The organism is Pseudomonas sp. GV085 (assembly GCF_003050925.1).
Lineage (GTDB): Bacteria > Pseudomonadota > Gammaproteobacteria > Pseudomonadales > Pseudomonadaceae > Aquipseudomonas.
This window is the reverse complement of sequence record NZ_QAOV01000007.1, coordinates 167132-189997: the sequence shown is the minus strand read 5'-3', so window position 1 is coordinate 189997 and position 22866 is coordinate 167132. Positions and strand designations below refer to the sequence as shown.

Annotated in this window: 17 protein-coding genes and 2 pseudogenes; 15 read left to right on the top strand and 4 right to left on the bottom strand. The window is 61.9% G+C overall.

The features are described from left to right. Positions 1-4 precede the first annotated feature (4 nt). The 3 genes from C8K63_RS16735 to C8K63_RS16725 form a co-directional block, all read right to left on the bottom strand. A complete protein-coding gene (locus C8K63_RS16735; protein WP_108217733.1) occupies positions 5-1135 on the bottom strand; it encodes an acyl-CoA dehydrogenase family protein in 1131 nt (376 codons plus the stop codon). Further along, a complete protein-coding gene (locus C8K63_RS16730; RefSeq protein ID WP_158273953.1) occupies positions 1136-2164 on the bottom strand; it encodes an acyl-CoA dehydrogenase in 1029 nt (342 codons plus the stop codon). A gap of 118 nt (positions 2165-2282) precedes the next feature. Further along, on the bottom strand, positions 2283-4028 hold the full coding sequence (locus C8K63_RS16725; protein ID WP_108217731.1) for an FAD-dependent oxidoreductase: 1746 nt from the start codon (positions 4026-4028) through the stop codon (positions 2283-2285). Between the two features lie 340 nt (positions 4029-4368). Between C8K63_RS16725 and C8K63_RS16720 the strand changes: the two genes are divergently transcribed. From C8K63_RS16720 to C8K63_RS31255, 14 genes are all read left to right on the top strand, one after another. Next, positions 4369-6012 carry a DUF1302 domain-containing protein gene (locus tag C8K63_RS16720; protein WP_108217730.1) on the top strand — a complete coding sequence of 548 codons (1644 nt, stop codon included), beginning with the start codon at positions 4369-4371 and terminating at the stop codon, positions 6010-6012. Between the two features lie 71 nt (positions 6013-6083). Beyond that, positions 6084-7433 (top strand): DUF1329 domain-containing protein, encoded by a 1350-nt coding sequence (locus C8K63_RS16715; RefSeq protein WP_108217729.1) that lies wholly within the window; start codon positions 6084-6086, stop codon positions 7431-7433. Positions 7434-7755: 322 nt separating this feature from the next. Next, a complete protein-coding gene (locus C8K63_RS16710; RefSeq protein WP_108217728.1) occupies positions 7756-8868 on the top strand; it encodes a YCF48-related protein in 1113 nt (370 codons plus the stop codon). A gap of 57 nt (positions 8869-8925) precedes the next feature. Continuing rightward, positions 8926-11451 carry an RND family transporter gene (locus tag C8K63_RS16705; protein ID WP_108217727.1) on the top strand — a complete coding sequence of 842 codons (2526 nt, stop codon included), beginning with the start codon at positions 8926-8928 and terminating at the stop codon, positions 11449-11451. A gap of 71 nt (positions 11452-11522) precedes the next feature. Continuing rightward, on the top strand, positions 11523-12296 hold the full coding sequence (locus C8K63_RS16700) for an SDR family NAD(P)-dependent oxidoreductase (protein ID WP_108217726.1): 774 nt from the start codon (positions 11523-11525) through the stop codon (positions 12294-12296). Positions 12297-12375: 79 nt separating this feature from the next. Further along, positions 12376-12627: a hypothetical protein gene (locus C8K63_RS16695; protein WP_146176395.1), complete on the top strand. Its 252-nt coding sequence runs from the start codon at positions 12376-12378 to the stop codon at positions 12625-12627. A gap of 64 nt (positions 12628-12691) precedes the next feature. Then, a complete protein-coding gene (locus C8K63_RS16690; protein ID WP_108217724.1) occupies positions 12692-13936 on the top strand; it encodes a helix-turn-helix transcriptional regulator in 1245 nt (414 codons plus the stop codon). Positions 13937-14264: 328 nt separating this feature from the next. After that, positions 14265-15116, top strand: a complete 852-nt coding sequence (locus C8K63_RS16685) for an alpha/beta fold hydrolase (RefSeq protein ID WP_158273952.1) — start codon at positions 14265-14267, stop codon at positions 15114-15116. Positions 15117-15187: 71 nt separating this feature from the next. After that, the gene (locus C8K63_RS16680) at positions 15188-16219 is read left to right on the top strand and encodes a ferredoxin--NADP reductase (protein WP_108217722.1); all 1032 of its coding nucleotides are present in this window, start codon (positions 15188-15190) and stop codon (positions 16217-16219) included. 41 nt (positions 16220-16260) lie between these two features. Then, the gene (locus C8K63_RS16675; protein ID WP_108217721.1) at positions 16261-17148 is read left to right on the top strand and encodes a VOC family protein; all 888 of its coding nucleotides are present in this window, start codon (positions 16261-16263) and stop codon (positions 17146-17148) included. 129 nt (positions 17149-17277) lie between these two features. Then, complete coding sequence (locus C8K63_RS16670) at positions 17278-18465, top strand: flavin-dependent monooxygenase (RefSeq protein WP_256594959.1); 1188 nt, start codon at positions 17278-17280, stop codon at positions 18463-18465. Positions 18466-18589: 124 nt separating this feature from the next. Continuing rightward, the gene (locus C8K63_RS16665; RefSeq protein ID WP_108217719.1) at positions 18590-19780 is read left to right on the top strand and encodes a Rieske 2Fe-2S domain-containing protein; all 1191 of its coding nucleotides are present in this window, start codon (positions 18590-18592) and stop codon (positions 19778-19780) included. Between the two features lie 135 nt (positions 19781-19915). Continuing rightward, on the top strand, positions 19916-21682 hold the full coding sequence (locus C8K63_RS16660; protein ID WP_158273951.1) for an FAD-binding protein: 1767 nt from the start codon (positions 19916-19918) through the stop codon (positions 21680-21682). A 2-nt stretch (positions 21683-21684) separates the two neighbouring features. Then, entirely contained in the window at positions 21685-21954 is a 270-nt protein-coding gene (locus C8K63_RS31255; protein ID WP_371920769.1) for a hypothetical protein, read from the top strand. A gap of 232 nt (positions 21955-22186) precedes the next feature. Here the strand turns inward: C8K63_RS31255 and C8K63_RS30895 are convergent. After that, positions 22187-22348 (bottom strand): annotated as a pseudogene (locus C8K63_RS30895) (site-specific integrase); the annotation flags it as partial. Between the two features lie 43 nt (positions 22349-22391). Here C8K63_RS30895 and C8K63_RS31250 point away from each other — a divergent pair. Continuing rightward, positions 22392-22862 (top strand): annotated as a pseudogene (locus C8K63_RS31250) (XdhC family protein); the annotation flags it as partial. Between the last annotated feature and the right edge of the window lie 4 nt (positions 22863-22866).

Here is a 22866-nt window from a genome sequence, read left to right as displayed (position 1 = left end):
TTGGTCAGCGCGGCATGTCGAGCATGCGGGCGAGGATGTTCTTCTGGATTTGCGAGGACCCGCCGTAAACGCTGACCGGGCGCGAGGTGAAGTACTCGGCCAGCCAGCGGGGGGCATTGCCGGTCAGGGCGTCGGCGCCGAGTACGTCGAGCGCGACATGCAGGGTGTACTGGGCGGCCTTGGACCAGAGCAGCTTGCCCACTGAGCCTTCCGGCCCGGGATCGCGTCCGGCCAGGCGCAGCGACAGTTGCTGCGCCACGTTCAGGCTCAGCGCTTCGATGTCCACATGGGCGCGCGCCAGCTTATGGCGGGTGCTGGTATCGGCGAGCAGGCCGCGCTCGGCGGCGATCTGTTCGATCTCGCGAAGTTGGCGACGCAGCGCTGAAATGGAGCCGGTGTCCGAAGCGCCACGTTCGTAGGACACCGTCGTCATCGCGATGCGCCAGCCATCGCCCGGCGCGCCGATGCGCTGGCTTGCGGGAATGCGCACATCATCGAAGAACACCTCGGCGGTTTCCGGTTCGCCGCTGTGCAATACGATCGGCTTGACGGTGATGCCGGGCGCATCGAGCGGGGTCAGCAGACAGGAGATGCCCTTGTGCTTGGCCGCGTTGCTGTCGGTGCGTGCCAGCAGCAGGCACCAGTCGGCCTGCAGTGCACCGCTGGTCCACATTTTCTGGCCGTTGACCACGTAGTGGTCGCCGTCCTGCTCGGCGCGGGTGCGCAGCGAGGCCAGGTCGGAGCCGGCACCGGGTTCGCTGAAACCCTGGCACCACTGCACCTCACCACTGAGCAGGGTGGGTAGAAAGTGTTGTTTCTGCTCCTCGGTACCGTAGGTGAAGATCGCCCGCCCAAGGTAGTTCACCATCGCCGGCAGGCGAGGGGAATCGGCGCGGCCCGCTTCGTCATTGAGAATGGCGTCGAAAGTTGCGGACAGCCCCTGGCCACCGTACTCCTTCGGCCAGTTCAGGCCGATGTAGCCGCTGGCGTAGAGTGCTTTGTGCCAGCTCTTGCTCAGCGCGCGCAGGCCTTGCGGGTCGGTGATTTCGCGCCAGTTGGCGGGAGTGTTGTGCTTGAACCACTCGCGCAGTTCGAGGCGGAATTTAGCCTCTTCGGGGGTATCTCGGTAGTCCATTCAGCGTGCTCCCAGTCGGGCGTCGGCGATCTGCTGCAATTGATGGGACTCGCCGCCGAACAGTCGGGCGTCGAGCAGGGCGCGGCGGGTGTAGACGTGGGCGATGTGCTCCCAGGTCTGGCCGATGCCGCCGTAGACCTGCATCACTGCTTCGGTCACTGGCAGTGCCACGGAAGAGGCGTAGGCCTTGGCGGTGCGGGCGGCCAGCAGTGCCTCGTCGGCGTCCAGTTGGTCCACCGCCCAGGCGGCGTAGCAGGTAATGCTGTGGGCGGCCTGGGCCTGGACGAGCATTTCCGCGCACAGGTGCTGGATGGCCTGGAAGCTGCCGATCAGTGCCCCGTACTGCACGCGCTCCTTGGTGTAGGCCACTGCACCGGCTTGGGCGCCGTTGAGTGCGCCGACGATGTCCGCCGCCACGGTAGTCAGGGCCAGGGCGTACCAGCGTTTGAGGGCGTCGGCGTCTATCGGTTGGCCGAGCACCTCTGCTGCGCCATACGGAGTGCGAAGGTGCAATATGGCGCGGGTCAGGTCGGCCGGATCGTGGCCCGCAACAAAACCCTGTTGCAGGCTGATACGCACCAGGCGGCCATCGGCCAGGCCCAGGGCATAGTCGGCGCCTTCGCAATCCCAGGCGATGCAGCCGACTTCGTCGGGGGCGGCCAGACGCTCCAGAGTGCGGTCCAGCAGCAGCGCATAGCGGGTTTCACCGGCGGCGAGTTCTTCGATCAGTTCGTACGGGGCGTCTGCCTGGGCGAGCAGCTCGCTGGCCAGTACGGCAGAGGCGAAGGGCTGGGGAACCAGGGTTTCGCCCAAGGCCTGGGCGGCGATCATGACTTCCACGCCGGAGGCGAGGGGCGTGCCGTTGTCACGCATGCGCAGGCCGAGCAGGCCCACTTCGGTGAGCTTCTGCCAGTCCCGTTGGGCGTCGCGGGTCTGGAGATCATGCGGGTTGGCGATGCCAATGGACTGCGCCAGGCGTTTGGCTGAGTTTTCAAACATCTGCTGTTCGTCGTTGAATAGCGCGAGCACGGGTGGGCTCCTTCTTTGAGTCGTGGATGGGTCGACTGCGAGGTATCTGGTACTTGTTGCCCATGCCGGACTCATTTTTCATGAGCCCGGGCCTGGGTGTCATGCCGCAAACGCAGTACTAGACGCGGGCCACAGACGGCGTGGCGGCTGCAAGCTGCGTGGAGCGGGCAATGTGGTTGGCCGCGCGGTAGCCGAATGTGAGAGCGGGGCCGAGTGTGCCGCCCGCGCCAGGGTAGGAGTCCGCCGTCACCGCGCCCGAGGCGTTGCCGATGGCGTAGAGGCCGGGGATCGGGCGACCCTCGACGTCCAGTACGTTGGCGTCGCGATCGACTTTCAGGCCGCCCTTGGTGCCGAGGTCGCCGAGGTCGACGCGAATCGCGTAATAGGGCGCCCGGTCGAGCGCGCCCAAGCTCGGATTCGGCTGGTGCCGGGGGTCGCAGTAGAAGCGGTCGAAGCTGTGGAGACCGCGATTGAAATCGAGGTCGACGCCGGTCTTGGTGTAATCGTTGAAGACCGACACTGTATTTTCCAGGGTGGCGGGATCGATAGCGATCTTGTGGGCCAGTTCGCCAATGGAACCGGCGCGGTAGAGCACACTGTCCCACCACTCGGGAGGCAGGCTTGCGTCCGGCATGATCGAGCCGGGCATGATCCGGCCGAGGATGTTCTTCTTGCGATAGTTGGCATCGAAGATGAACCAGCAGGGTGTGTTTGCGCCGGTGCTGGCGCCGTCCTTGATCATCGCGTGGCCGAAGTCGTTATAGGACATGGCCTCGTTGGCGAAGCGCCTGCCCTGGCGATTGACACAGAGGCTGTGGGCGTAGCTGCGTTCGATGAAAAGCGCGCTGCGCATGTTCACGTTCGGCGTGTCCGCCGCCGGGATGCGTACGGTCGGCGCCCACCAGGCTTCGTGGAGGAACTCGGTGTCCGCGCCGATGTTCTGGCCGGCAATCAGCGCATCGCCGGTGTTGTTGTGCATGGGCGTCACGCTCCACTCCACCCGTGTCTGGCACGGCAGGTGAGCGGTGCGCAGCGGCTGGCTCTGTTCGAAACCGCCGGATGCGACGATCACCGCCTGGCTGGCCAGGATGCGGTACTCGTTGCAGTCCTGGCTGACGACCGCTCCCTGGACGACGCCATTCTCGATAATGAAATGCTCCAGGCGGGTGTTGAGCAGCAGCTCAACCCCGCGTTCCTGCAGACCGATGCGCAGACCGGCGATGAGGGCGTTGCCCATGGTGACGCGTCGGTCACGGCGGGTCTTCAGGCGCCAGCCGATGTCCGACCAGTAGTTCCAGATCAGCGAGAAGATCTTGCGCTTCCAGCCCGTGGCGCGGGCGCCCAGCAACTGGCCGTCGTAGTAGTCCAGAGCGATGCGACCGAACAGTTTGGCGCCCATGTCGGCTTCACGCAGGGCGAAGAAGTCATCTCCCAGCACTCCGGCATCCACCGGCTCGACGAACATGGTACGGCCGTTGTCCGAGGCACCCGGCAGGTGCTGGCAGTAATCGGCGTAGCCAGTGACGGCGTTGTATTTCACCCCGATCTGCTGGCGCATGTACTCGACCATTTCCGGTGCCGAGTCGAGATAGGCACGAAGCTTCCCTTCCGGGACCCGGCCCTTGGTGCAGGCCCTGAAGTAGGTCAGCGCCTGTTCGTAGTTGTCCAGCCCCTGGATTCCTGAGTTGTTGGGGATCCAGATGCCGCCGCCGGACAACGCGGAAGTACCGCCGTAGCGATCACTCTTCTCAATGATGATGACCTTCAGTCCGAGGTCATGGGCACGGTTGGCGGCGAGCAGGGCGCCCGCCCCGGAACCGACCACCAGGACCGCACAGTGCTTGTCCTCGACGAATGCATTCATGGCATGCGATCTCCGTTGTCACGCGCCAGCGGGGGCGCTTTCTTGTTCTGGGGAGCGAAGGCCGCCGCCGGTTTTCGGTGGCGCTGCTTCGATGCACATAGGTTGACCGGGATGCCTCTGCGTAATCATCAACCGTATGCAGTAGATGAGCTCATTCGTTGAGCACGATGCAGACATGAGGGGGAAATTTATTTTATTGGCTACTGCAAACGGTTGATGTTGGCACTGGGTCGTTGTGTTGAAACTGGCTCCGAAGTCGCGGCCCGGGGAACCGGCCAGGGCTGTCATCAGGACAAGTTGAACAAAAAACAAAACCAGACTTGGACTTGCGGAGCACAACATGCACAAGACAGAGAAGGCTGCGACCCATGGTAGTCGCAGGCTATTGGCGCCGATGCTGTTGCTCGGTGCAGTGGCCAGCCCCTTGGCCCATGCCATATCCATCGATACCGGCAATCCCGACCTGCAGATCAACTGGACCACGGACTTGCGTCTTGGGCTTGGGTGGCGCGCGGAGTCGATCGACTCGCATATCGGCGACGATCCCACCAACCAACAGTCTGATTACTCCACCCACAGCGGCGATATGTGGAAGCGGCGCCTCGATGTGCTGACCGAGATGGACGTCATCTACAAGGACGATTATGGCGTTCGCGTCAGTGCCACGGGTTGGTACGACAACGCTTACGACGATCATGACCTGAAGGGCAATCCCGACCTGCCTGGGATCTCCGCTTACGCCGACGGCAAGCTTTCGCGGCAGGCGCAGCGATACTACAACGGTCCGTCTGGCGAGATTCTCGACGCATTCGTGTTCGGTGCCTTCAATATGGGCAGCATCCCTGTGTCGGTGAAGGCAGGCCAGTACGCGCTGATTTGGGGGGTATCCCAGGTCAATGGCAGCGACGCGATTTCCTGGAGCCAGCAGCCGGCCAACTTCCAGAAGGGTGCGGAAATCCCCGGAGCTTCGCCGAAGGAGCTGGCTTTGCCGCTGCCGCAACTGTCTTTCCAGAGCCAACTGAGTGACACGGTCTCCCTGTCCGGCTACTACCACCTGGATTGGAAGCCGAACCGGCAGAGCGAGGGCGGTACCTTCCTGGGCGGACCAGACTTTTTGTATAGCGACGATGGCCGGATTTTTGTGGCTTCCGCGCCCGGTTTCGGCAATATCTACATCAACCAGGGCAACATCATCGAGCCTGATGACAAGCAGAAGGGCAATTTTGGCATGCAGTTGAGCCTGAGCCCGGACTGGTACGGCGGCACCGTCGGTCTGGTGTATCGCCACCTGGATGAGATGCAGCCGTGGCCGGTCAATTTCGCGGTTGACCCGAGCGAAATCACCGGCCTGCGTTTCCATCAGGTGTACAACCGTGGCGTCGACCTTTTCGGCGCCTTCACCAACTTCAGCTGGCAGGACATCAGCTGGGGGGCAGAGGTTTCCTATCGCCGTGGCACTGCGCTGGATAGCACCGGGGGGCCGCTGCCAAATGGCAGCCTCGACGGTGCGACCGGCAATACCTGGCATGCCCTGTTCAATACCCAGGCGTCAATGCCGGTGTTGCCGCTGTACGACACCGGGGTCGTGGTTGCGGAGCTCTCCTACACCTATCTGGACAAGGTGACACACAATAAAGCTGTCTTCAGCGAGTGTGCCGACGACCTGGACGGCCCTGGCTGCGGCAGTCGCGACGCCAGCAGCTTCTCGTTGATCCTGCTGCCAACCTGGTTGCAGGTACTGCCCGGCGTCGACCTGACCGGCAACCTGACCTTGGCCGGCTACGGCCTGCATGGCAATTCACCGGTTCCGACAGGGTCTGCGGAGCGCGCGTATGCCTGGTCGACCGGCGTCACTGCCGACATCAACATGCGGTACAAGGTTGGCCTCCTCTACTCGGATGCCGGAGATACCGAAGAGCGCCTCGGTGCGATGGGCAGTACGGACCGCGGTCGTATCACCCTGACTTTCCAAACCAGTCTGTAAGGTCCTTGCGCCCCGACGGGGCGGGAGGGGTTGCGCGTGCTCGTGGGGGCGCGCCAAAAGAGGAGAAAAAGATGAAAATCAGTCAAGTCGCCTTGTCATTTGCGTTGTCCCTGCCGCTGTCGATGGCTGCTCTGGCCACTGTTTCCACCGAGGAAGCCGCGCAGCTCGGTGGTGACAAACTGACCGGTATTGGCGCCGAGCGGACGGGAAGTGCCGATGGCAGCATTCCGGCCTGGGCGCCGAACTGGAAGGGGCCGGACATGCCCCAGGAGGGCGGGATCTACCCCGATCCCTTTCCCGGCGAAAAACCCCAGTACATCATCAGTGCGGCCAACATGGCGCAGTATGCGGACAAGCTCAGCGAGGGCACCAAGGTTCTGCTCTCCCGCTGGCCGGACTTCAAGGTCGAGGTCTATAAGAGTCATCGGGTAGTCGACTTCCCCGATTGGCTGAAGGAAGACACTGCCAAAAACGCCACCCGCGTGCAGAACACGAGCGACGGCTCCGATCTGAACGGCGCCATGGGGGGCTATCCGTTCCCGATTCCCAAGAGCGGCGCCGAGGTGATCTGGAATCACAACCTGCGCTACTACGGACCGGCATATCGCTCCACGTTCTCGGGTTATCTGATCGACTCATCGGGTAATCGCATCATGACCCACGAGTTGGAGAACTATACGGAGTCGCCTTATCACGAGCGCCCGGATGAGCCTGCCCAGTACTTCCAGCGCCGTCTGAGCACCTATATCGGTCCGCCGCGCAGCGTGGGTGAAAAGTCGCTCAACTATATGGTGACGAACTTCAAGAAGGATGGGCGCAACAAGAACTGGATCTACAACCAAGGGCAGCGTCGTGTGCGCCTGACTCCGGACTTCGGCTACGACATCCCGATGGCCATGGCCGGCGGGGCGTATTTTTTCGACGAGCTCGGGATGTGGGAGGGGCAACTGGACCGCTTCGACTTCAAGCTGGTTGGCAAGAAAGAGATGCTGGTTCCGTACAACAACTACAAGTTCATCATGCATAGCTCGCCCGAGCAGGCCTATGGCAAGCAGTTTGCCAACCCTGATCTGGTTCGCTGGGAACCCCATCGTGTCTGGGTAGTAGAGGCGACGCTGAAGCCGGGAATGCGCCATGCACAGAGCAAGAAGGTGTTCTACGTGGATGAGGACAGCTGGTCGATCGTTCTCTACGAGGGCTACGACCAGGCCGGGAAGATGATGCGTTCAGCCCAGGGCCTCCTGACCTACGACTGGAATACCAAGTCCGTGCCTAACACGCCCATGATCATCTACGACCTGGGAAAGGGGCAGTACGGCAGCTCCATGCATCTGGCGGGTGGTACTGGTTACGTTCGTGTTCCGCGCTGGCCCAACAGCAAGATGACACCGGATTCCATGGCGGGCAGCGGCATTCGTTGAGTGCGCGGTGGCATCGATATCCGGTGCCACACCCCGTCACCTCCTCAGCGACACCGGCCGGTGTCGCTTTTTTATGTGCGTCGCCTGGCCGGGCTCATCGTATCTACCCGTACCGCGGGCCTGCGTCTGGGCGGTCTTTCCATTTTTCATGCGCCCGGTTGATCAATACGCTTTTTTTTCAAGGCCTACTGCAGATGGGGCATGCCGGACAGCAGGTTTTTCCCGAGACTGAAGTCATGCCTGACCGGGCTGTCACCGGGTCAAAGGGCAAAGCAGCAAGTTGAACAATAACAACAGCGGACTTGATCTTGCGGAGAACAACATGTGTGCAATGAGGACTGCCTTTGCCAGTTCGGGTATCACCTCAACTGGCCTGAAGCTGGCGTCGGGGGCAATGCTGGCACTGGCATTGTCCCTGTCCGCTCTCTCCGTAACTGCCAAGAGCTTCGTCGATCCCCTTGATCAGCCGGCCAGTACGGTGCTCCAGGCCGCGCAGAAGCCCCTGCGGGATATCGTCAATACCGGCAAGCGCCTGATCGCGGTCGGCGACAACGGGCTGATCATTTTTTCCGACGACCAGGCAGGCACTTGGCGCCAGGCGCAGGTCCCGGTCAGCGTCGACTTCAATGCGGTGTATTTCGCCGACGAGCAGCACGGCTGGGCGGTCGGCCACGGCGCAGTCATCCTCCACAGCAGCGACGGCGGCGAGACCTGGATCAAGCAGCTCGATGGACGCCAGCTCGAGACCCTGGTTGTCGATTACTTCAAGAACAAGTCGGGCCTGGAGCCTGCGCAAGCCGAAAGCTACCTGTCCGCGATCCTCTCCATGAGCCGGCCGGGACCCGGCCAGTTCTTCATGGGCGTGTGGTTTGACGAGTCTGGCAACAATGGCTTTGCCGTCGGCCCCTTCGGTCTGATCGTCGGCAGCCACGATGGCGGCAAGACCTGGCAGCCCTGGAATACCCGGATCGACAACAACGACCTGCTGCACCTGACCGCCATCGGCGAGGTGGGCGGGCGACTGTTCATCACCGGCGAGCGTGGCCATGTCTGGAGCCTGGAACCCGGCACGGGTCGCTTCAGCGCTCTGCAGACAGGTTACGAGGGCACCCTGTTCGGTATCACGGGTAGTCAGGGGGCGCTGTTGGCCTATGGGCTGCGCGGCCATGTGTTCCGCAGTGCCGATGAGGGGCACACCTGGTCCCCGGTGAAGAGTGATTTAGATACCGGGGTGGTCGCCGGTGCCGCCCTGTCAGGTCGAGGAGTGGTGCTGGTCAGCCAGTCCGCGCAGGTGGCTATGAGCCGCGATCAAGGGGGCACTTTCACGCCACTCGACATCCAGCGCCCAAGCCTGTTTTCCGGGGTGGTGGGAGTGTCCGACCACCAGTTGGCACTGGTCGGCCTGAATGGCGTCACCACCATGAATCTCAAGTAGAGTCGGGCCGGAAGGGGAGCGCGTGCTCAATCGGGCCTGACTCAGAGGAAAGACAAAATGGCCAAATCCCAGGATAACAATGCGACACCGGTAATGAAGGATCGCGCTCAGTTCGATGTCCGCTCCGGAAGTTTCATCGAGCGACTGATCTTCAACAATCGCCTGTTCTTCGTGTTGCTATGTTTCATTCTCACGGTGCTGCTGGGCTACAGGGCCACCGACCTGCGCATCAACGCGAGCTTCGAGCGAATGATGCCGAGCTCCCATGAGTTCATCCGCAACTACCTGAACAACAAGATAGACCTCGCCGCATTGGGCAACTCCGTACGCGTCATGGTGGAGAACCCGCGCGGCTCCATCTATGACCCCGCCTACCTGCAGGCGCTCCAGGAGATCAACGACAAGATCAACCTGGCGCCCGGGGTTGATCGCGCCTGGATGCGTTCGCTGTGGATGCCGGCGGTGCGCTGGAACGAGGTCACCGAGGTTGGCATGGAAGGCGGCCCGGTCATGCCTAATGAATACGACGGTTCGCCTGAGAAGCTGCAGCAACTACAGATGAACGTGTTGCGTGGCAACCTGATCGGCGACCTGGTGTCCCTGGACGTGCGCTCCTCGGTAATCCAGGTGCCATTGATAGACAAGGATCCGGTCACCGGTGCCGCGTTTGACTACCGGCAGTTCGCGACCTTCCTGGAGAAAGAGATTCGTGGGCAGTACGAGGTGCCCGGTGCCGATGGCCAGCCCAAGGTGCGCGTCCATATCATCGGCTTCGCCAAACTGGTGGGCGACCTGATCGACGGACTGACGCTGGTCATGGGCTTCTTCGCCGCCTCAGCCTTGATCGTGGCGCTGATCATCTTTGGCTACACCCACTGCCTGCGCAGCACACTGCTGCTGCTGATGGCTTCGCTCAGCAGCGTGGTCTGGCTGCTCGGTCTGATGCAGCTGCTGGGTTACCAGATCGATCCTTACTCCATCCTGGTACCGTTCCTGATCTTCGCTATCGGCATGTCCCATGGCGCCCAGAAGATGAACGGAATCATGCAGGACATCGGCCGTGGCACCGACAAGTATGTGGCCGCCCGCTATACCTTCCGCCGCCTGTTCATCGCCGGGCTGTCGGCCCTGCTGGCCAATGTCTTCGGCTTCGCCGTCCTGATGGTGATCGACATCCCGGTGATCCGCGACCTGGCCATTACCACCAGCATCGGTGTCTGCGTGCTGATCTTCACGCAGCTGATCATGGTGCCAGTGATGCTTTCCTACCTGGGCGTCAGCCAGTCGGCGGCACGGCGCAGTGTACGCAACGAAGTCGAGGGCGCGCGGGCAGGCAGTGGCCGGTTCTTCGAAGCCATCGGCAATCTGCTGGTGAAATGCACCAGACCGGGACATGCCCATGTGCTGGTGCTGCTGTCGCTACTGGTGGGCATCGGCGCTTACCAGGTGCGGTCGGGGCTGCAGATCGGCGATCTGGATGCCGGGGCACCGGAGCTTCGTCCCGAGTCTCGTTACAACCGTGACGTGGCGTTCTTCAACCAGAGTTTTGGTCGCTCCACCGATCAGTTCGCCGTGATCGTCAAGACCAGACCGGGCGGCTGCTCCACCTTCGAGACCCTGACCGAGCTCGACCGCCTCACCCAGGTGTTGCGCGACGTACCCGGTGTGCAGTCGGTCGCCAGCCTGGCCAGTTCCGTGCGCTTCATCAATGCCAGCTATGGCGAGGCGAACCCGAAGTGGATGAGCATCCCGCGCCAGGATGAAGTGGCGGCACAGGCCTCACAGATCGCGTCTGTGCAATCGCCGGAGCTGGCCAACTTCAGCTGTTCTGTATCGCCGGTCATCGCCTATCTGTCTGACCATCGCGCCGGGACGCTGCAGGGCGTGGTGGACGCCGTAAAAAACTTTGCAGAGAAGCATGACGGCGACGATCGCCAGTTCCTGCTGGCGGCGGGTCCTGCAGGAATCGAAGCCGCGACCAATCAGGTCGTTGCCGACGCCAGCCTGACAGTACTGCTGTTGCTCTACGCTTCGGTGGTGCTGCTGTGCCTGATCGCTTTCCGCAGCTGGCGCGCTGTGCTGGTGGCGCTGATACCGCTGATCATCACATCGCTGCTGTGCGAAGCACTCATGGTGGTAATGGGGATCGGTGTGAAGATCGCGACCTTGCCGGTCATTGCCCTGGGGGTGGGCGCCGGCGTGGACTATGCCCTCTACCTGATCAGCGTACAGCTGACCCTGCAACGACGCGGTGCGAGTCTGGAAGAGGCTTATGCCGGCGCCCTGCGCTTTACTGGCAAGGTCGTTGCACTGGTCGGTTTGACACTGGCGACCGGTGTGCTGACCTGGGTGTTCTCGCCGATCAAGTTCCAGGCCGACATGGGCATCCTGCTGACCTTCATGTTTCTCTGGAACATGCTCGGGGTTCTCGTGCTGACTCCGGCGCTGTCGTACTTCCTGCTGCGCGGTGAGACCCGCCAGCCGGCAGTCGACAAGGTTGCAGAACAGGCCGTAGCTGACGCGGAACGATCCGCACAGTCCCTCAAGGAAGCGGGGCGTCAGTCGGCTTTGACCGGCCGCTAGCAAGACGTTTCGGAACCGGGGGGCGACGTCGCTCCCCGGGCAAAGTCAACAATGACAACAAGGTACCTGTTATGACCCTTGCATCTCGCTTCCAGAACAAGAACATCATCGTTACCGGCGGTGCGTCCGGCATTGGCCGGGCGACCGTGATCCGACTGGTGTCCGAAGGGGGCACGGTGCTTGCCGTTGACCTCGACGAGGCCGGCCTGCAGGAAACCCTGGCGCAGGCCAATGCGGTGGAGAAGGGGGGCCGGGCGTTCGCGGCAAGGCTGTCGATCACCGACGAACAGGCGGTGCGCAGCACGGTGCAGAACTTCGCCCAGGAACACGGCAGTCTGGATGTGCTGGTCAACATGGCGGGGGTGCTGTGCTCCACGCATACCACCGACACCTCCTTCGAAGACTTCATGCGGGTCGTCCAGACCAACCTGGGCGGTACCTTCCTCTTCTGCCGTGAAGCCTTGCCCTTCCTTCTGGAAAGCAAGGGCAACATTGTCAATGCGGCCTCCACCTCGGCCTTCTTCGGCCATGCCTACATGGCCGCCTACTCGGCCAGCAAGGGCGGTGTGGCAGCGCTGACCCAGGCGCTCTCGCGCGAGTACATCAAGCGTGGTGTACGCGTTAACGCCGTGGCGCCAGGCGGGATTGCCACGCCTATGGTGGCGGCTCAGGCGCAGAGCTTCCCGCCCGGAGCCGATCTCTCCCTGTACATGCACCTGACTCGCCCGGATCGAAAACTGGGTGAGCCCCATGAGGTGGCGGGTGCGATTGCCATGCTGGCGTCTGCCGACGGCGCTTTCGTCAATGGGACGATCCTGCGAATCGATGGCGGCACTCACGGTTGATGGGGGTGCAGCATGGCAGTCGCAATCTCGCCATTCTCGCCCCTGGGCGCTCTTCGCAAGCCCCATGCCGATTGCCGACATGCATGCACATGCTCGGGGGCTGGCGCTTATCGGGCCCCTGGCGCTGGGGCTGCAGCAGCCGAGGGATCTGGCGTTTCGTGAACTCTACTTCCTCGAGAGTGCGCGCAAGATTCGGCGGGAGGTTTCCATGCCGCTGGCGCTGGTAGGTGGAGTGAAGTCCCTGGCAGCCGCCAGGCAGGTGATCGACGAGGGCTGTGTGCTGAAAGCACCGAATGACCCGACCCTGGCGAGGCGACCAGCGGCAGATTGACCATAAGGTTAGTTGGGCGTAAATAATTTCAAACTAACAAAAACAATAACAGGAGGTTAATGAGATGCATGCCGTGAAAATGCCTCGTGCAGGCGCAAGCTCCAGACTCAACCTGATTGAAATTTTGAACACGCTTCCCTCTACCATACCCCGCCCGGAGCTGGCCGCGCTGACGGCCGAGGACCTGGCTGTCGAAGCCGCGCTCGGGACTGTCGACCAGAGTCGCATGATCCTCTCGATCTACCAGGGGGTACTGGGTCGAGAGCCTTGGCGCGAAACGACCCAGCACCTGGGCGCCTATATGTCGTCCACTGCAATCATGGTGATTCGGCCATCTTCCAGCACGGATCTTGGCTTTCTGGTCTGCCATCCCCGCCATCCGGAAATCGAGCATGCCTATCGTGCCCATTTCTGGACTCAGGATCCGTTTCTCGAGATACCCATCGATCAGGTGCTCACTATCGATGAGCACCTCGGGGCGGACAATTGGCTTTCCTCGGAGTTCTATCAGCGCATCATCGGCGAGGGCGGAGCGCGTTACGGCCTGGGCATCAACATAGTCTCCGAGAATGGCACCTTGTGCCGTATCCGCCTGTATCGCCTGCCCGAGCAACCCGCGTTCACCCAGGTGGACAAGGATCGCCTGCGCGAGCTGGTTGCCCATTTCCGGAAGGCGTTGAGCCTGGCGGCCCGGCTCGAGTGCCAAGCGACGCAGAGCGAGTTGTACGAAGGGGCACTGGACCGGCTGCACATTGGTGCGATCGTGCTCGACGAGAATCAAAAGGTGTTGCGCTGCAACCATGTGGCCCAGTCGCTGCTCAATGACAGCGATGGCCTGAAGCGGGCGGGAAATGGTGTGGAAGCCTACTACCGCAACGAGCGCAGCATACTTCAGGAGCTCATCAACTCGGCGGGCCCGGCGGCACAGGTGATGTCCGTCTCCCGGGCCTCCGGCAAACGCAAGCTGGGGCTGGTGGTCAGGAGCATCCCCCTGCGCGAAGGGTCCGAAGGTAAATGTCGCCCGGCCTGGATGATCTTCGTCTGCGACCCGGATGCACAAACCACGGCACCGCGTGAAATCATGCGCCAGGTGTTCGAGTTCACCCCCGCCGAAGCGAACCTGGCGATGGAGCTGGCCAACGGGCTGTCGCTGGACGAGGCGGCAGAGTTGCTGGGTATCCGGCGTAACACCGCGCGCACGCACCTGCGCGCGATCTTCGCCAAGGCCGGGGTGACTCGGCAGGCGGAGCTGGTCAGGCTGGTGCTCAATGGGGTGATCTGCCTTTCGACTCCCAGCCCGGCGGGCTAGCGGGTAGGTAGGGGCGGCACGGCGTCAACTTCGGCCCGCGCCCGCCTGCATACCACCACTTGCAACATCGGCAAGGACGCGGTGCGCGCGCTCACGCGCATCGCTGCCGTGACGAATCCCTTCATCTCGAAAATCCCGTCCCCGAGGTTATCGGCCAGCAGGGTAGGGCTTCCCTGTCCGGTTGGCAGCCGCCGTCGATGAACTGCTCCTGGCATTGCTCAGTGGCTTTTCGCAGCGAACTAAATTTGAACGTCTACTGCATGCGGATCATGCGGAGCGCGCGGTTGCCGCAGCATAGTCAGGCCATAACAACATGTGGAGAACGGTTATGTCCTTGCAACCAGAAACTTCTCGATCGCCGATTCCGGTGGGCCATTTCATCGAGGTGGGTGATTCCTATCGCCTGCATTGTCACGAAGTTGGCCAGACCTCGGCGGAGCGCCCGACGCTGGTCTTCCTGCACGGCAGTGGTCCAGGCGCGAGCGGTTACAGCAATTTCCACCTGAACTTCCCGTTCTTCGCCGAGCAGGGCTTTCATGTGCTGATCCCGGATCTCCTGGGTTACGGGCTTTCGGACAAGCCGCAAGACATCCACTACACCTCCACCTTGCAAGTGGAGTTGCTGCACGAACTGCTGAGCAAGAAGAACGTGACCCGTGCGGTGTTGATCGGCAATTCGATGGGGGGCGCCATCGCCTTTCAGTACGGCCTGACCTACCCGGAGCAGATCAGCAAGCTCGTGGTGATGGGCCCCGGCGGGGTCGAGGAGCCTGCATTATGGGCCGCCCAGATGAGCGGGCTGCGCTGCATGGGCGCCTTGATCCAGGGGCGCAAGACCGATCGCGAGTCCTTTCGTGAGCTGCTGCATCACATAGTTGCCTCGCCACAGACGATCACTGAGGACGTAATCGATTCGCGCCTGCCGATCTGGCTCGAACAGCCCCTGGCGGTGTACGCCACGATAAAGGTCGAGGTGCTCACCGAGCGCCTGGCCGAGCTGAAGATGCCAGTGCTGTGCCTGTGGGGGCAGAAGGACAACTTCCTGCCGGTGCGCCATGCCCTGATCGTCGCGGAGCAGGTCGAGGATGTGCGGGTGGTGATCTCCGGCCGCTCCGGGCACTGGTTCATGCTCGAGGAGCCGGACTACTTCAACCGGGAAGTGCTGGATTTCCTCGGCTGAGTCAGGGGTGCTCGCCAGTCGGGGAGCACGTGATGGAGCTCGGCTCCGTTGCTAGCGCAAGAGTTGAAGTTATGTCGACGTCCCTTTATCTCCGGCTCCAGGTGGCCGAGGTCATCGAGGAAACGCACGATAGCAAGTCGATCGTGTTTGCCTCTCCCGTGGAGCCGCGGGCATTCGCTTACAAGCCGGGCCAGTTCTTGACTCTGCGCGTCCCTGTCCAGGGGCAGAGCATCGCACGATGCTATTCGCTGGCTAGTGCGCCGGCGGTGGACGCTGCACTGAAGGTCACCATCAAGCGTGTACGCGATGGTCTGGGTTCCAACTGGATTTGCGACAACCTGCGCGCCGGCGACGTCTTGGAGGTATTGCCGCCAGCCGGGGTGTTCTGTCCGGCTTCTCTGGATGTCGATTTCCTGCTGTTCGCCGGCGGCAGCGGCATCACGCCGGTGATGTCGATTATCAAGTCCTGCCTGCACCAGGGTCGCGGTCGGGTTCAGCTGTTCTACGCCAACCGCGATGAGCGTTCGGTGATCTTCCGCGATGAGTTGCAGCAACTGGGGCGTGCTTACCCGCAACGCCTCACGGTCATGCACTGGCTGGAGTCAGTTCAGGGGTTGCCGACAGCGGCGCAATTGGCCGGCATCTGCCACGGGCGCCTGGATGCCCACGCCTTCGTCTGTGGCCCCGGCCCCTTCATGGATGCCGTGGAGCAGACGCTGCTTGACCTGAACGTGGAGCGCAGCCGGATTCATGTCGAGCGTTTTGTTTCGCTGAGCAGCGACCCCGGCGTCTTGGCCGACGTCCCCGCGGCGGCTGCCGACGGCCCGCGGGTTGAACTCATGGCCCAGCTCGACGGCGAGCATCACGTGCTGCCCTGGAGTCCGGATGTCGATCTGCTGGATGCCCTGCTCGGGGCGGGGGTCGGTGCGCCCTTCTCCTGTCGTGAGGGGCGCTGCAGTGCCTGCATGTGCCGGGTGGCGGAGGGCGAGGTGAGCATGCGTAGCAACGAGGTGCTGAGTGCCGTCGATCTGGCCGAGGGCTGGGTGCTGGCCTGCCAGGCTCGACCACTGAGCGACAAGGTATCGGTCAGCTTCGACGGCTGACGTTTGGGTGAAAAACAAGAAACATCATTAGGGAGAGGCTCATGAGCATCAATCAATTCGCTTACGCGGTAGTCGAGTCCACGGATATCGAAAAGTGGCGCTTCTTTGGCAGCCAGATTATCGGCCTGGCCGAAGAGTCGGGCGAGGACGGCGCGCTGTATCTGAAGGCCGATGGCCGCCGCTATCGCATCCTGGTGGTACCGGGGGCGAGGGACGGCCTTTATGCGGCGGGCTGGGAGACTGCCTCCGAGGAGCAGTATCTCGCGTCGAGAGAATCGCTCGTCAAGGCGGGTGTGGAGATCGTCGAGTCGACACCGTTGGATCGACATCTTCGTTGCGTTACCGGGATGTTTTCCTTTGTGGACCCGTCCGGGAATCGGCAAGAGGTGACCTGGGGACCGATCTCGGACTTCGCGCCCTTCGTTTCGCCGGTCGGCGTCGAGCGTTTCGTCACCGGTCCCATGGGGATGGGGCACGTGGTGCTGCCGTCGATGAAGTTCGAAGAAACGAAGCAGTTCTGGACCGACGTCTGCGGATTTCAGCTGTCCGACATGCTGCATGTCCAGCTCTCGCCCGAGTACCGGGCGCGCATTCACTTCATGCACTGCAACCCACGCCAGCACAGCCTGGCGCTGGCCGAGATGCCCCAGCCCAGTGGCTGCGTGCACATCATGATGGAGGTGCCTGGGCTCGATGATGTGGGTCGCGCACTGGACCGCATCGCCCGGCACAAGGTTCCGCTGGCGGCCACGCTTGGACGCCACGTCAACGACGATATGGTTTCGTTCTACGTCTGGACGCCGGGCGGCTTCGCCCTGGAGTTCGGCTGCGGCGGCATGGTTGTGGACTGGGAGAACGATCACACGGTTTTCGAAACGACCCGTGGCAGCCATTGGGGACACCAGTGGGCCGCTCCGCCGGCCTCGTGATTTAGCGCCATCTACTCCTGATGCAGGGCGCGCCGGGGGCCTTTTGTTGTGGAACATGGGCCTGTGGCCACCCTTGCGCCAAAGCGGGATTCACTACTTGGGAAGTCGAGAACAATGCAAACAGTCGAGATGAAACAGCCTGCCGCGAACATTCCCGGCAGCGAAGAGCTGATCGCCCGAGCCCGGGCCATGGTTCCGGTGTTGCGCGAGCGAGCGGCGCTGGGCGACGAGAACCGCCGTCTGCCGCAGGAGACCATCGCCGACCTGCAGGCCGCAGGGCTGTTCCGCGTGCTGCAGCCCAAGCGCTATGGCGGCTACGAGATGAGTCCCAAAGTGTTCTATGACATCGTCATGATCCTGGCCGAAGGCGATATGTCGGTAGGCTGGGTCTACTCGGTGGTCGCGGTACATGCGTGGCAGATGGCGCTGTTCGATGACCGTGCGGCGCAGGAAGTATGGGGCGAGGACAGCAATGTCCGGATCTCTTCTTCCTATATGCCCACGGGTCGTGCCAAGCCTGTCGAGGGCGGCTTCCTGTTCAGCGGGCGCTGGGGCTATTCCAGTGGTTGCGACCACTGCGACTGGGTGTTCCTCGGTGGCCTGGTGGAAACTGCCGAGGGGCAACCTGTTGATGCGCGCACTTGGCTGATTCCACGCAAGGACTACGAAATCGTCGATACCTGGCATACCGCGGGCCTGAAGGGGACCGGTAGCAAGGACATCGTCATCAAGGATGCCTTTGTGCCGGAGTACCGCACGCACAAGATGATCGACGGCTTTACCTGCAACAGCCCCGGCAACCAGCTGAATACCGCGGCGCTGTATCGCATGCCATTCGGCCAGGTATTCAGCCGGGCGGTGTCCACGGCCTCAATCGGGGCGTTGCGCGGCATGGTCGACAGCTTCGTGGAGACCGCCAAGACCCGTGTCAACGTCGTGGGCGCCAAAACCAGCGACGACTCGGTAGCGCAGCTGGCGATCGCTGAAGCGATCAACACCATCGACGAGCTGACTCTGGTGCTCAAGCGCAACTTCGAGGCGCTCGAAGGTTATGCCGAGCGGGGCGAGGTTCCGCCGATCGAGGAGCGGGTGAAGTATCGCTTCCAGGCCAGCTACCCGCCAGAGCGCGTCGCGGAGCTGGCTTCGCGCCTGTTCAAGGCAGCCGGCGGTGCGGCGGTCTACACCCGAAACCCGTATGGGCGCTTTCTGGCCGACATCAATGTCTGTCGCCAGCATGCCGCCAATCAGTTCCAGATGTTCGGCACGAACTGGGCCAAGGTGCAGTTGGGCCAGCAGAGCCTGGATTTTTTCCTGTAACGCCCCGGGGTCGGGGACATACCCCCGACCCACTGGTATTCCCGGGATAGACAAAGGGTGGACACGGGTCTCGCGACAACCACTGTCTTTAGCCTGCAAACAATAAAAACGACTGGAGTTCTTTATGAGCAACCTGGCCAACGAGAAACCGCACATCATCGTGAGCGACCAGTGCGAACGTTTTGCCCGCGGTTGGCACTGCCTGGGGCTGAGTGAACAGTTCCGTGATGGCAAACCGCATACCTTCGAGGCATTCGGCCTCAAGCTGGTAGTGTTCGAGGGCGAACACAACAAGAAGCTCAATGTCATCAACGCCTTCTGCCCGCACTTGGGCGGTAACCTGGGCGAGGGCACCATCAAGGGCGACACCATCGCCTGCCCCTTCCATGACTGGCGCTGGACCGGTGACGGCAAGTGCGCGGCCATCCCCTATGCCAAGCGCGTGCCGCCGCGCGCGCGCACGCAAAGTTTCATGACCTGCGAGGAAAACAAGCAGCTGTTCGTCTGGCACGACCCCGAGGGCAATCCGCCACCGCCGGATGTGATCATTCCCCACCTGGAAGGCGCTTTCAGCGATGACTGGAGCAACTGGTCCTGGTCAACCCATGAGGTCGATACCAACAGTCGGGAGCTGGTCGACAATCTGGTCGATGTCGCGCATTTCTTCTACGTGCATGGCGAGGGCATGGGTGGCGGCAGCACCTACTTCAAGAACGTCTTCGAGGACCATTTCGCCACCCAGTACCTGGAGATGGGGCCGCAACCAGAGCAACCCGGCTATCAGAAGGATGCCGCCTATACCGGCGATTTGAGCAAGCTGGATGGCTTTTCACGTGGAGAAACGACCTACCATGGTCCCTCCTATCTGGTGTCGCGCTTGCTGACCAATATTCCGGGCAACGAGCCGATAGAGACCTATGAAATCCTCGCGCACTACCCGGTTCATGCGAACAAGTTCGTACTGCACATGGGCTTTATCACCCGCAATAGTCCGATGCTGCCGCCCGAGCACAATGCCGCTCGCGCCGCTGCCGTAGCCGAGGCGTATCGCCTGGGCACCCTGCAGGACGTGGCGATCTGGCGTACCAAGACCCGCATCGACAATCCGCTGCTCTGCGACAGCGACGGTCCGTTGTACCAACTACGTCGCTGGTACCAGCAGTTCTTCGAGGACATTGCCGATATCAAACCGGAAATGGTTAACCGCTTCGAGGCCGAAACCGACACCCGCCACGCACAACCCGTGTGGGAGCAGCAGGCTGCCGAAAAGCTCGCTCAGTACGCACCTCCATCGGCAGCCAAGTCGCAAGACTGATGTACGAGGGGCACCGCACTGGAGCGGTGCCCCGATTTCCTGTTTCCGGCTGGCCTTCGGTGCGGGGCACTGCAGCGCAGCCGGTCATCCTCACACCAGCCTCTTCGATAGAGAGGCAGCATCATGGAGTACGCCATGTCGTCCGATTTTGGCCCGCACTCGCCTCAATGGTTCAGTCGTATCGAGGCGCCGGAACGGGTGGAGAACCCTGACCAGGTCGCATGGGATGTCACCACCGACTTCGCCGTGGTCGGCTATGGAGGCGCAGGCATCAGCGCGGCCTTGCAGGCGGTGGAAAAAGGTCTGAAAGTGCTGGCGGTCGATGCCTTTGGAGGCGGCGGGGCGACGGCGATGAACGGCGGCATTTTCTATGCCGGGGGCGGCACACCGATTCAGCGTGCGGCAGGCGTTACGGACAGTGTCGAGGCTATGTACCGTTACTTGAACCTTGAGGTACAGGACGTGGTCAGCCCGCAAACACTGCGCCGCTTCTGCGAAGGCAGTGTGGCCGATCTGGAATGGCTGCAGGGGCATGGGGTACGGTTCGACAGCACCTACTACACGAAGAAGACTTTCTATCCGCCTTCCGGCTATTTTCTCTACCACTCCGACAGCTCGCTGGCCGAGTCCTGTGCGGCAGTTGCCAAGCCTGCGCCACGGGGACACAAGTACTGGCATCCGCCGGTCAATCAGGCAGTAGGCTTCGGTGTTCATCTGACCGAGCCCCTGCAGCAGCGGGCGCGGGCCCAGGGGGTGGAGTTCTGGCCACGAACCGAAGCTCGCCGTCTGGTGCTTTGCGCAAGAGGGGAGGTGGTTGGGCTGGTGGTCATCCGGATGCCACCCGACTCGCCGCATACCCAGGCGTACATGGATGCGCAGGAGATGGCCCGGCAACTGCTGCAGAAGCTCCCCTCATCGATGCCGGGATTCGCGCGTCTGGAGCGCAAGGCCGAACGTTTTTGGCGCAAGGCCGACGAGTTGCAGCGCCAGCATGGCGTCGTCCAGCGTATCCGGGCGACGCGTGGGGTGTGCTTGAGTGCCGGCGGGTTCATCTGGAACCGGCAGATGCTTGCCGCCCATTCCCCCAAGTACATCTCCAATATGGCGATGGGATCCCCAGGCGGGGACAACGGTAGTGGCATCCGCCTGGGCCAGAGTGTGGGGGGAGAGGCTGCGCTGATGGAGCGGGTGAGCAGCTGGCGCTTCATAAACCCGCCCTCTCAGTGGCCCAAGGGCATTCTCGTCAACAGCCAGGGGCAGCGCTTCGTAAACGAGGAACTCTATGGCGCGGCTATCGGCCTCAAGATGAACGAGCATCAGCAGGGCCGGGGCTACATCATCCTCGACCGGACGCTTTACCGCGGTGCCTGGAAGTCTGCAGTGCTGGAGAACCTGTTTCCCTTCATGCGTCTGCCCCTGGTGCTGGCGCTGCTCTTCCAGACCCGCAAGGCGAGCACTCTGGAAGGCCTGGCCGAAAAGCTCGGGATGCCGGCGGCCAACCTTCGGGAGGCCGCGACCCGCTACAACCGGGCAGCCCAAGGGCTGGAACCAGACGAGTTCGGCAAGAGTCGCTCGGAATGCCACGCTCTTAGCGAAGGACCGTTCTATGCCGTGGATGTATCGGCCTCGAGCAAGCTCTTCCCATGTTCTGCCATGACGGTAGGCGGCCTACGAGTTGATGAGGACAGCGGTCAGGTGTTGCGCGAGGACCGCACCCGGATCACCGGCTTGTATGCAGCCGGTCGTACGGCAATCGGACTTCCATCGAACCTGTATGTGAGTGGACTGTCTGCCGCGGATTGTGTGTTTTCCGGGCGCCGTGCGGCCAGGCATGCCAGTAACCAGGCGACCAGGGAAGCCTGTCTGACTGCACCCGAGTATTTGCCTTTGGATTTGACTTAGGGTTGCCGTGTGGGAAACGGTTGCCTGATGATGCTATGACCAATCTAGTGATACAGCGTTTTAAAGACTCACTGGATGAGCAGATTGACTGGGATCGGCAGCGTGCCCGGAATCGCAGTAGATCAGCTCACAATTCTCGCGTTAGACCCTACTGGGTGAGAGAGTTGGGTCACGATGAATTCTTCCGCCAGTCTAGCTACTTATGCAAGGTGGCCAGGAATGCTCGGGGGGAGGACGGCTTACGGGCGACTCGCGTCGCAAACTCTAAATAGACCAGCAGGGTTTACAAAAAAAATGGGTGGAGAGCCCATTTTGTTTAAACGATTCAGGGGTAGAACAAACATAGCTGCTCATCCGCTACTGCTCGGTCCAACCGGCAGCGTTTGGCCGATTTCTGTCGGTCATGACGGGCCGAAATCGAACTGAAGAGCGCTCTCGGCGATGTTTACGAAACTATGAGGGCTCGCCGACTTATGAAGGCGGTAGGGATCCAGTACGCGGCGTACGCAGCAGTTCGCCCATCCGGCACAGCGTGCCCAGGCTGATCCAGAGCGCGAGTTGGGTCTCCTTCTTTAACGGCCGAATGCCGTTGTACTTTTGCCCGGCGGGGAGGGCGTTGTAATCGGCGGTCATTTGCTGGAAGCGATTGTGCAGTTCCAACAGTTTCCGTCGGATCGCCCTCGGCTATGACGGTCGCCAGTGCTGCCGGATGTCCGTCAGGGATATGCGCGGCCAACCGGCAGCACTGGTGACCGTCATAGCCGCGGGCCGAACAGCCCGTGTGCGAGTCGGTGCTCGAATGGGACTGAACGCCTTTATGAACGCGTGTGAGGGCATCCACTGCCAAGCGCTTCAGCACGCCCTGCAGGGTGATTTGCGCAGTACCCTTGCGCGCAAAAAGTCTCAGTTGATGATTTACGGAAGCGGTGCCGATGAAGTCGAGGTCTTTCTCGAATACATCGCGCCACAGCGTCGACTGATGATCTTTGGCGCGGGTCATGACGCCCAGCCTTTGGTGCGGTTCGCCAGGGATTTGAACTGGCATGTCACGGTGGTGGACGGGCGTGCGCACTTTGCTCGCCCGGAACGATTCCCTGGAGCAAGCCAGGTCATTGTTGCGCCTATCGACGAGCCTTTTAACTTATCCAGTGCTGTCGACGGCGCCGCAGTGGTGATCATGACCC

Excerpts from the sequence above, each read along its gene's own strand:
- C8K63_RS16735 (WP_108217733.1), bottom strand. The coding sequence starts at position 1,135 with ATGGACTACCGAGATACCCCCGAAGAGGCTAAATTCCGCCTCGAACTG.
- C8K63_RS16725 (WP_108217731.1), bottom strand. The coding sequence starts at position 4,028 with ATGAATGCATTCGTCGAGGACAAGCACTGTGCGGTCCTGGTGGTCGGT.
- C8K63_RS16720 (WP_108217730.1), top strand. The coding sequence starts at position 4,369 with ATGCACAAGACAGAGAAGGCTGCGACCCATGGTAGTCGCAGGCTATTG.
- C8K63_RS16715 (WP_108217729.1), top strand. The coding sequence starts at position 6,084 with ATGAAAATCAGTCAAGTCGCCTTGTCATTTGCGTTGTCCCTGCCGCTG.
- C8K63_RS16710 (WP_108217728.1), top strand. The coding sequence starts at position 7,756 with ATGTGTGCAATGAGGACTGCCTTTGCCAGTTCGGGTATCACCTCAACT.
- C8K63_RS16705 (WP_108217727.1), top strand. The coding sequence starts at position 8,926 with ATGGCCAAATCCCAGGATAACAATGCGACACCGGTAATGAAGGATCGC.
- C8K63_RS16700 (WP_108217726.1), top strand. The coding sequence starts at position 11,523 with ATGACCCTTGCATCTCGCTTCCAGAACAAGAACATCATCGTTACCGGC.
- C8K63_RS16695 (WP_146176395.1), top strand. The coding sequence starts at position 12,376 with ATGCATGCACATGCTCGGGGGCTGGCGCTTATCGGGCCCCTGGCGCTG.
- C8K63_RS16690 (WP_108217724.1), top strand. The coding sequence starts at position 12,692 with ATGCATGCCGTGAAAATGCCTCGTGCAGGCGCAAGCTCCAGACTCAAC.
- C8K63_RS16685 (WP_158273952.1), top strand. The coding sequence starts at position 14,265 with ATGTCCTTGCAACCAGAAACTTCTCGATCGCCGATTCCGGTGGGCCAT.
- C8K63_RS16680 (WP_108217722.1), top strand. The coding sequence starts at position 15,188 with ATGTCGACGTCCCTTTATCTCCGGCTCCAGGTGGCCGAGGTCATCGAG.
- C8K63_RS16675 (WP_108217721.1), top strand. The coding sequence starts at position 16,261 with ATGAGCATCAATCAATTCGCTTACGCGGTAGTCGAGTCCACGGATATC.
- C8K63_RS16670 (WP_256594959.1), top strand. The coding sequence starts at position 17,278 with ATGAAACAGCCTGCCGCGAACATTCCCGGCAGCGAAGAGCTGATCGCC.
- C8K63_RS16665 (WP_108217719.1), top strand. The coding sequence starts at position 18,590 with ATGAGCAACCTGGCCAACGAGAAACCGCACATCATCGTGAGCGACCAG.
- C8K63_RS16660 (WP_158273951.1), top strand. The coding sequence starts at position 19,916 with ATGTCGTCCGATTTTGGCCCGCACTCGCCTCAATGGTTCAGTCGTATC.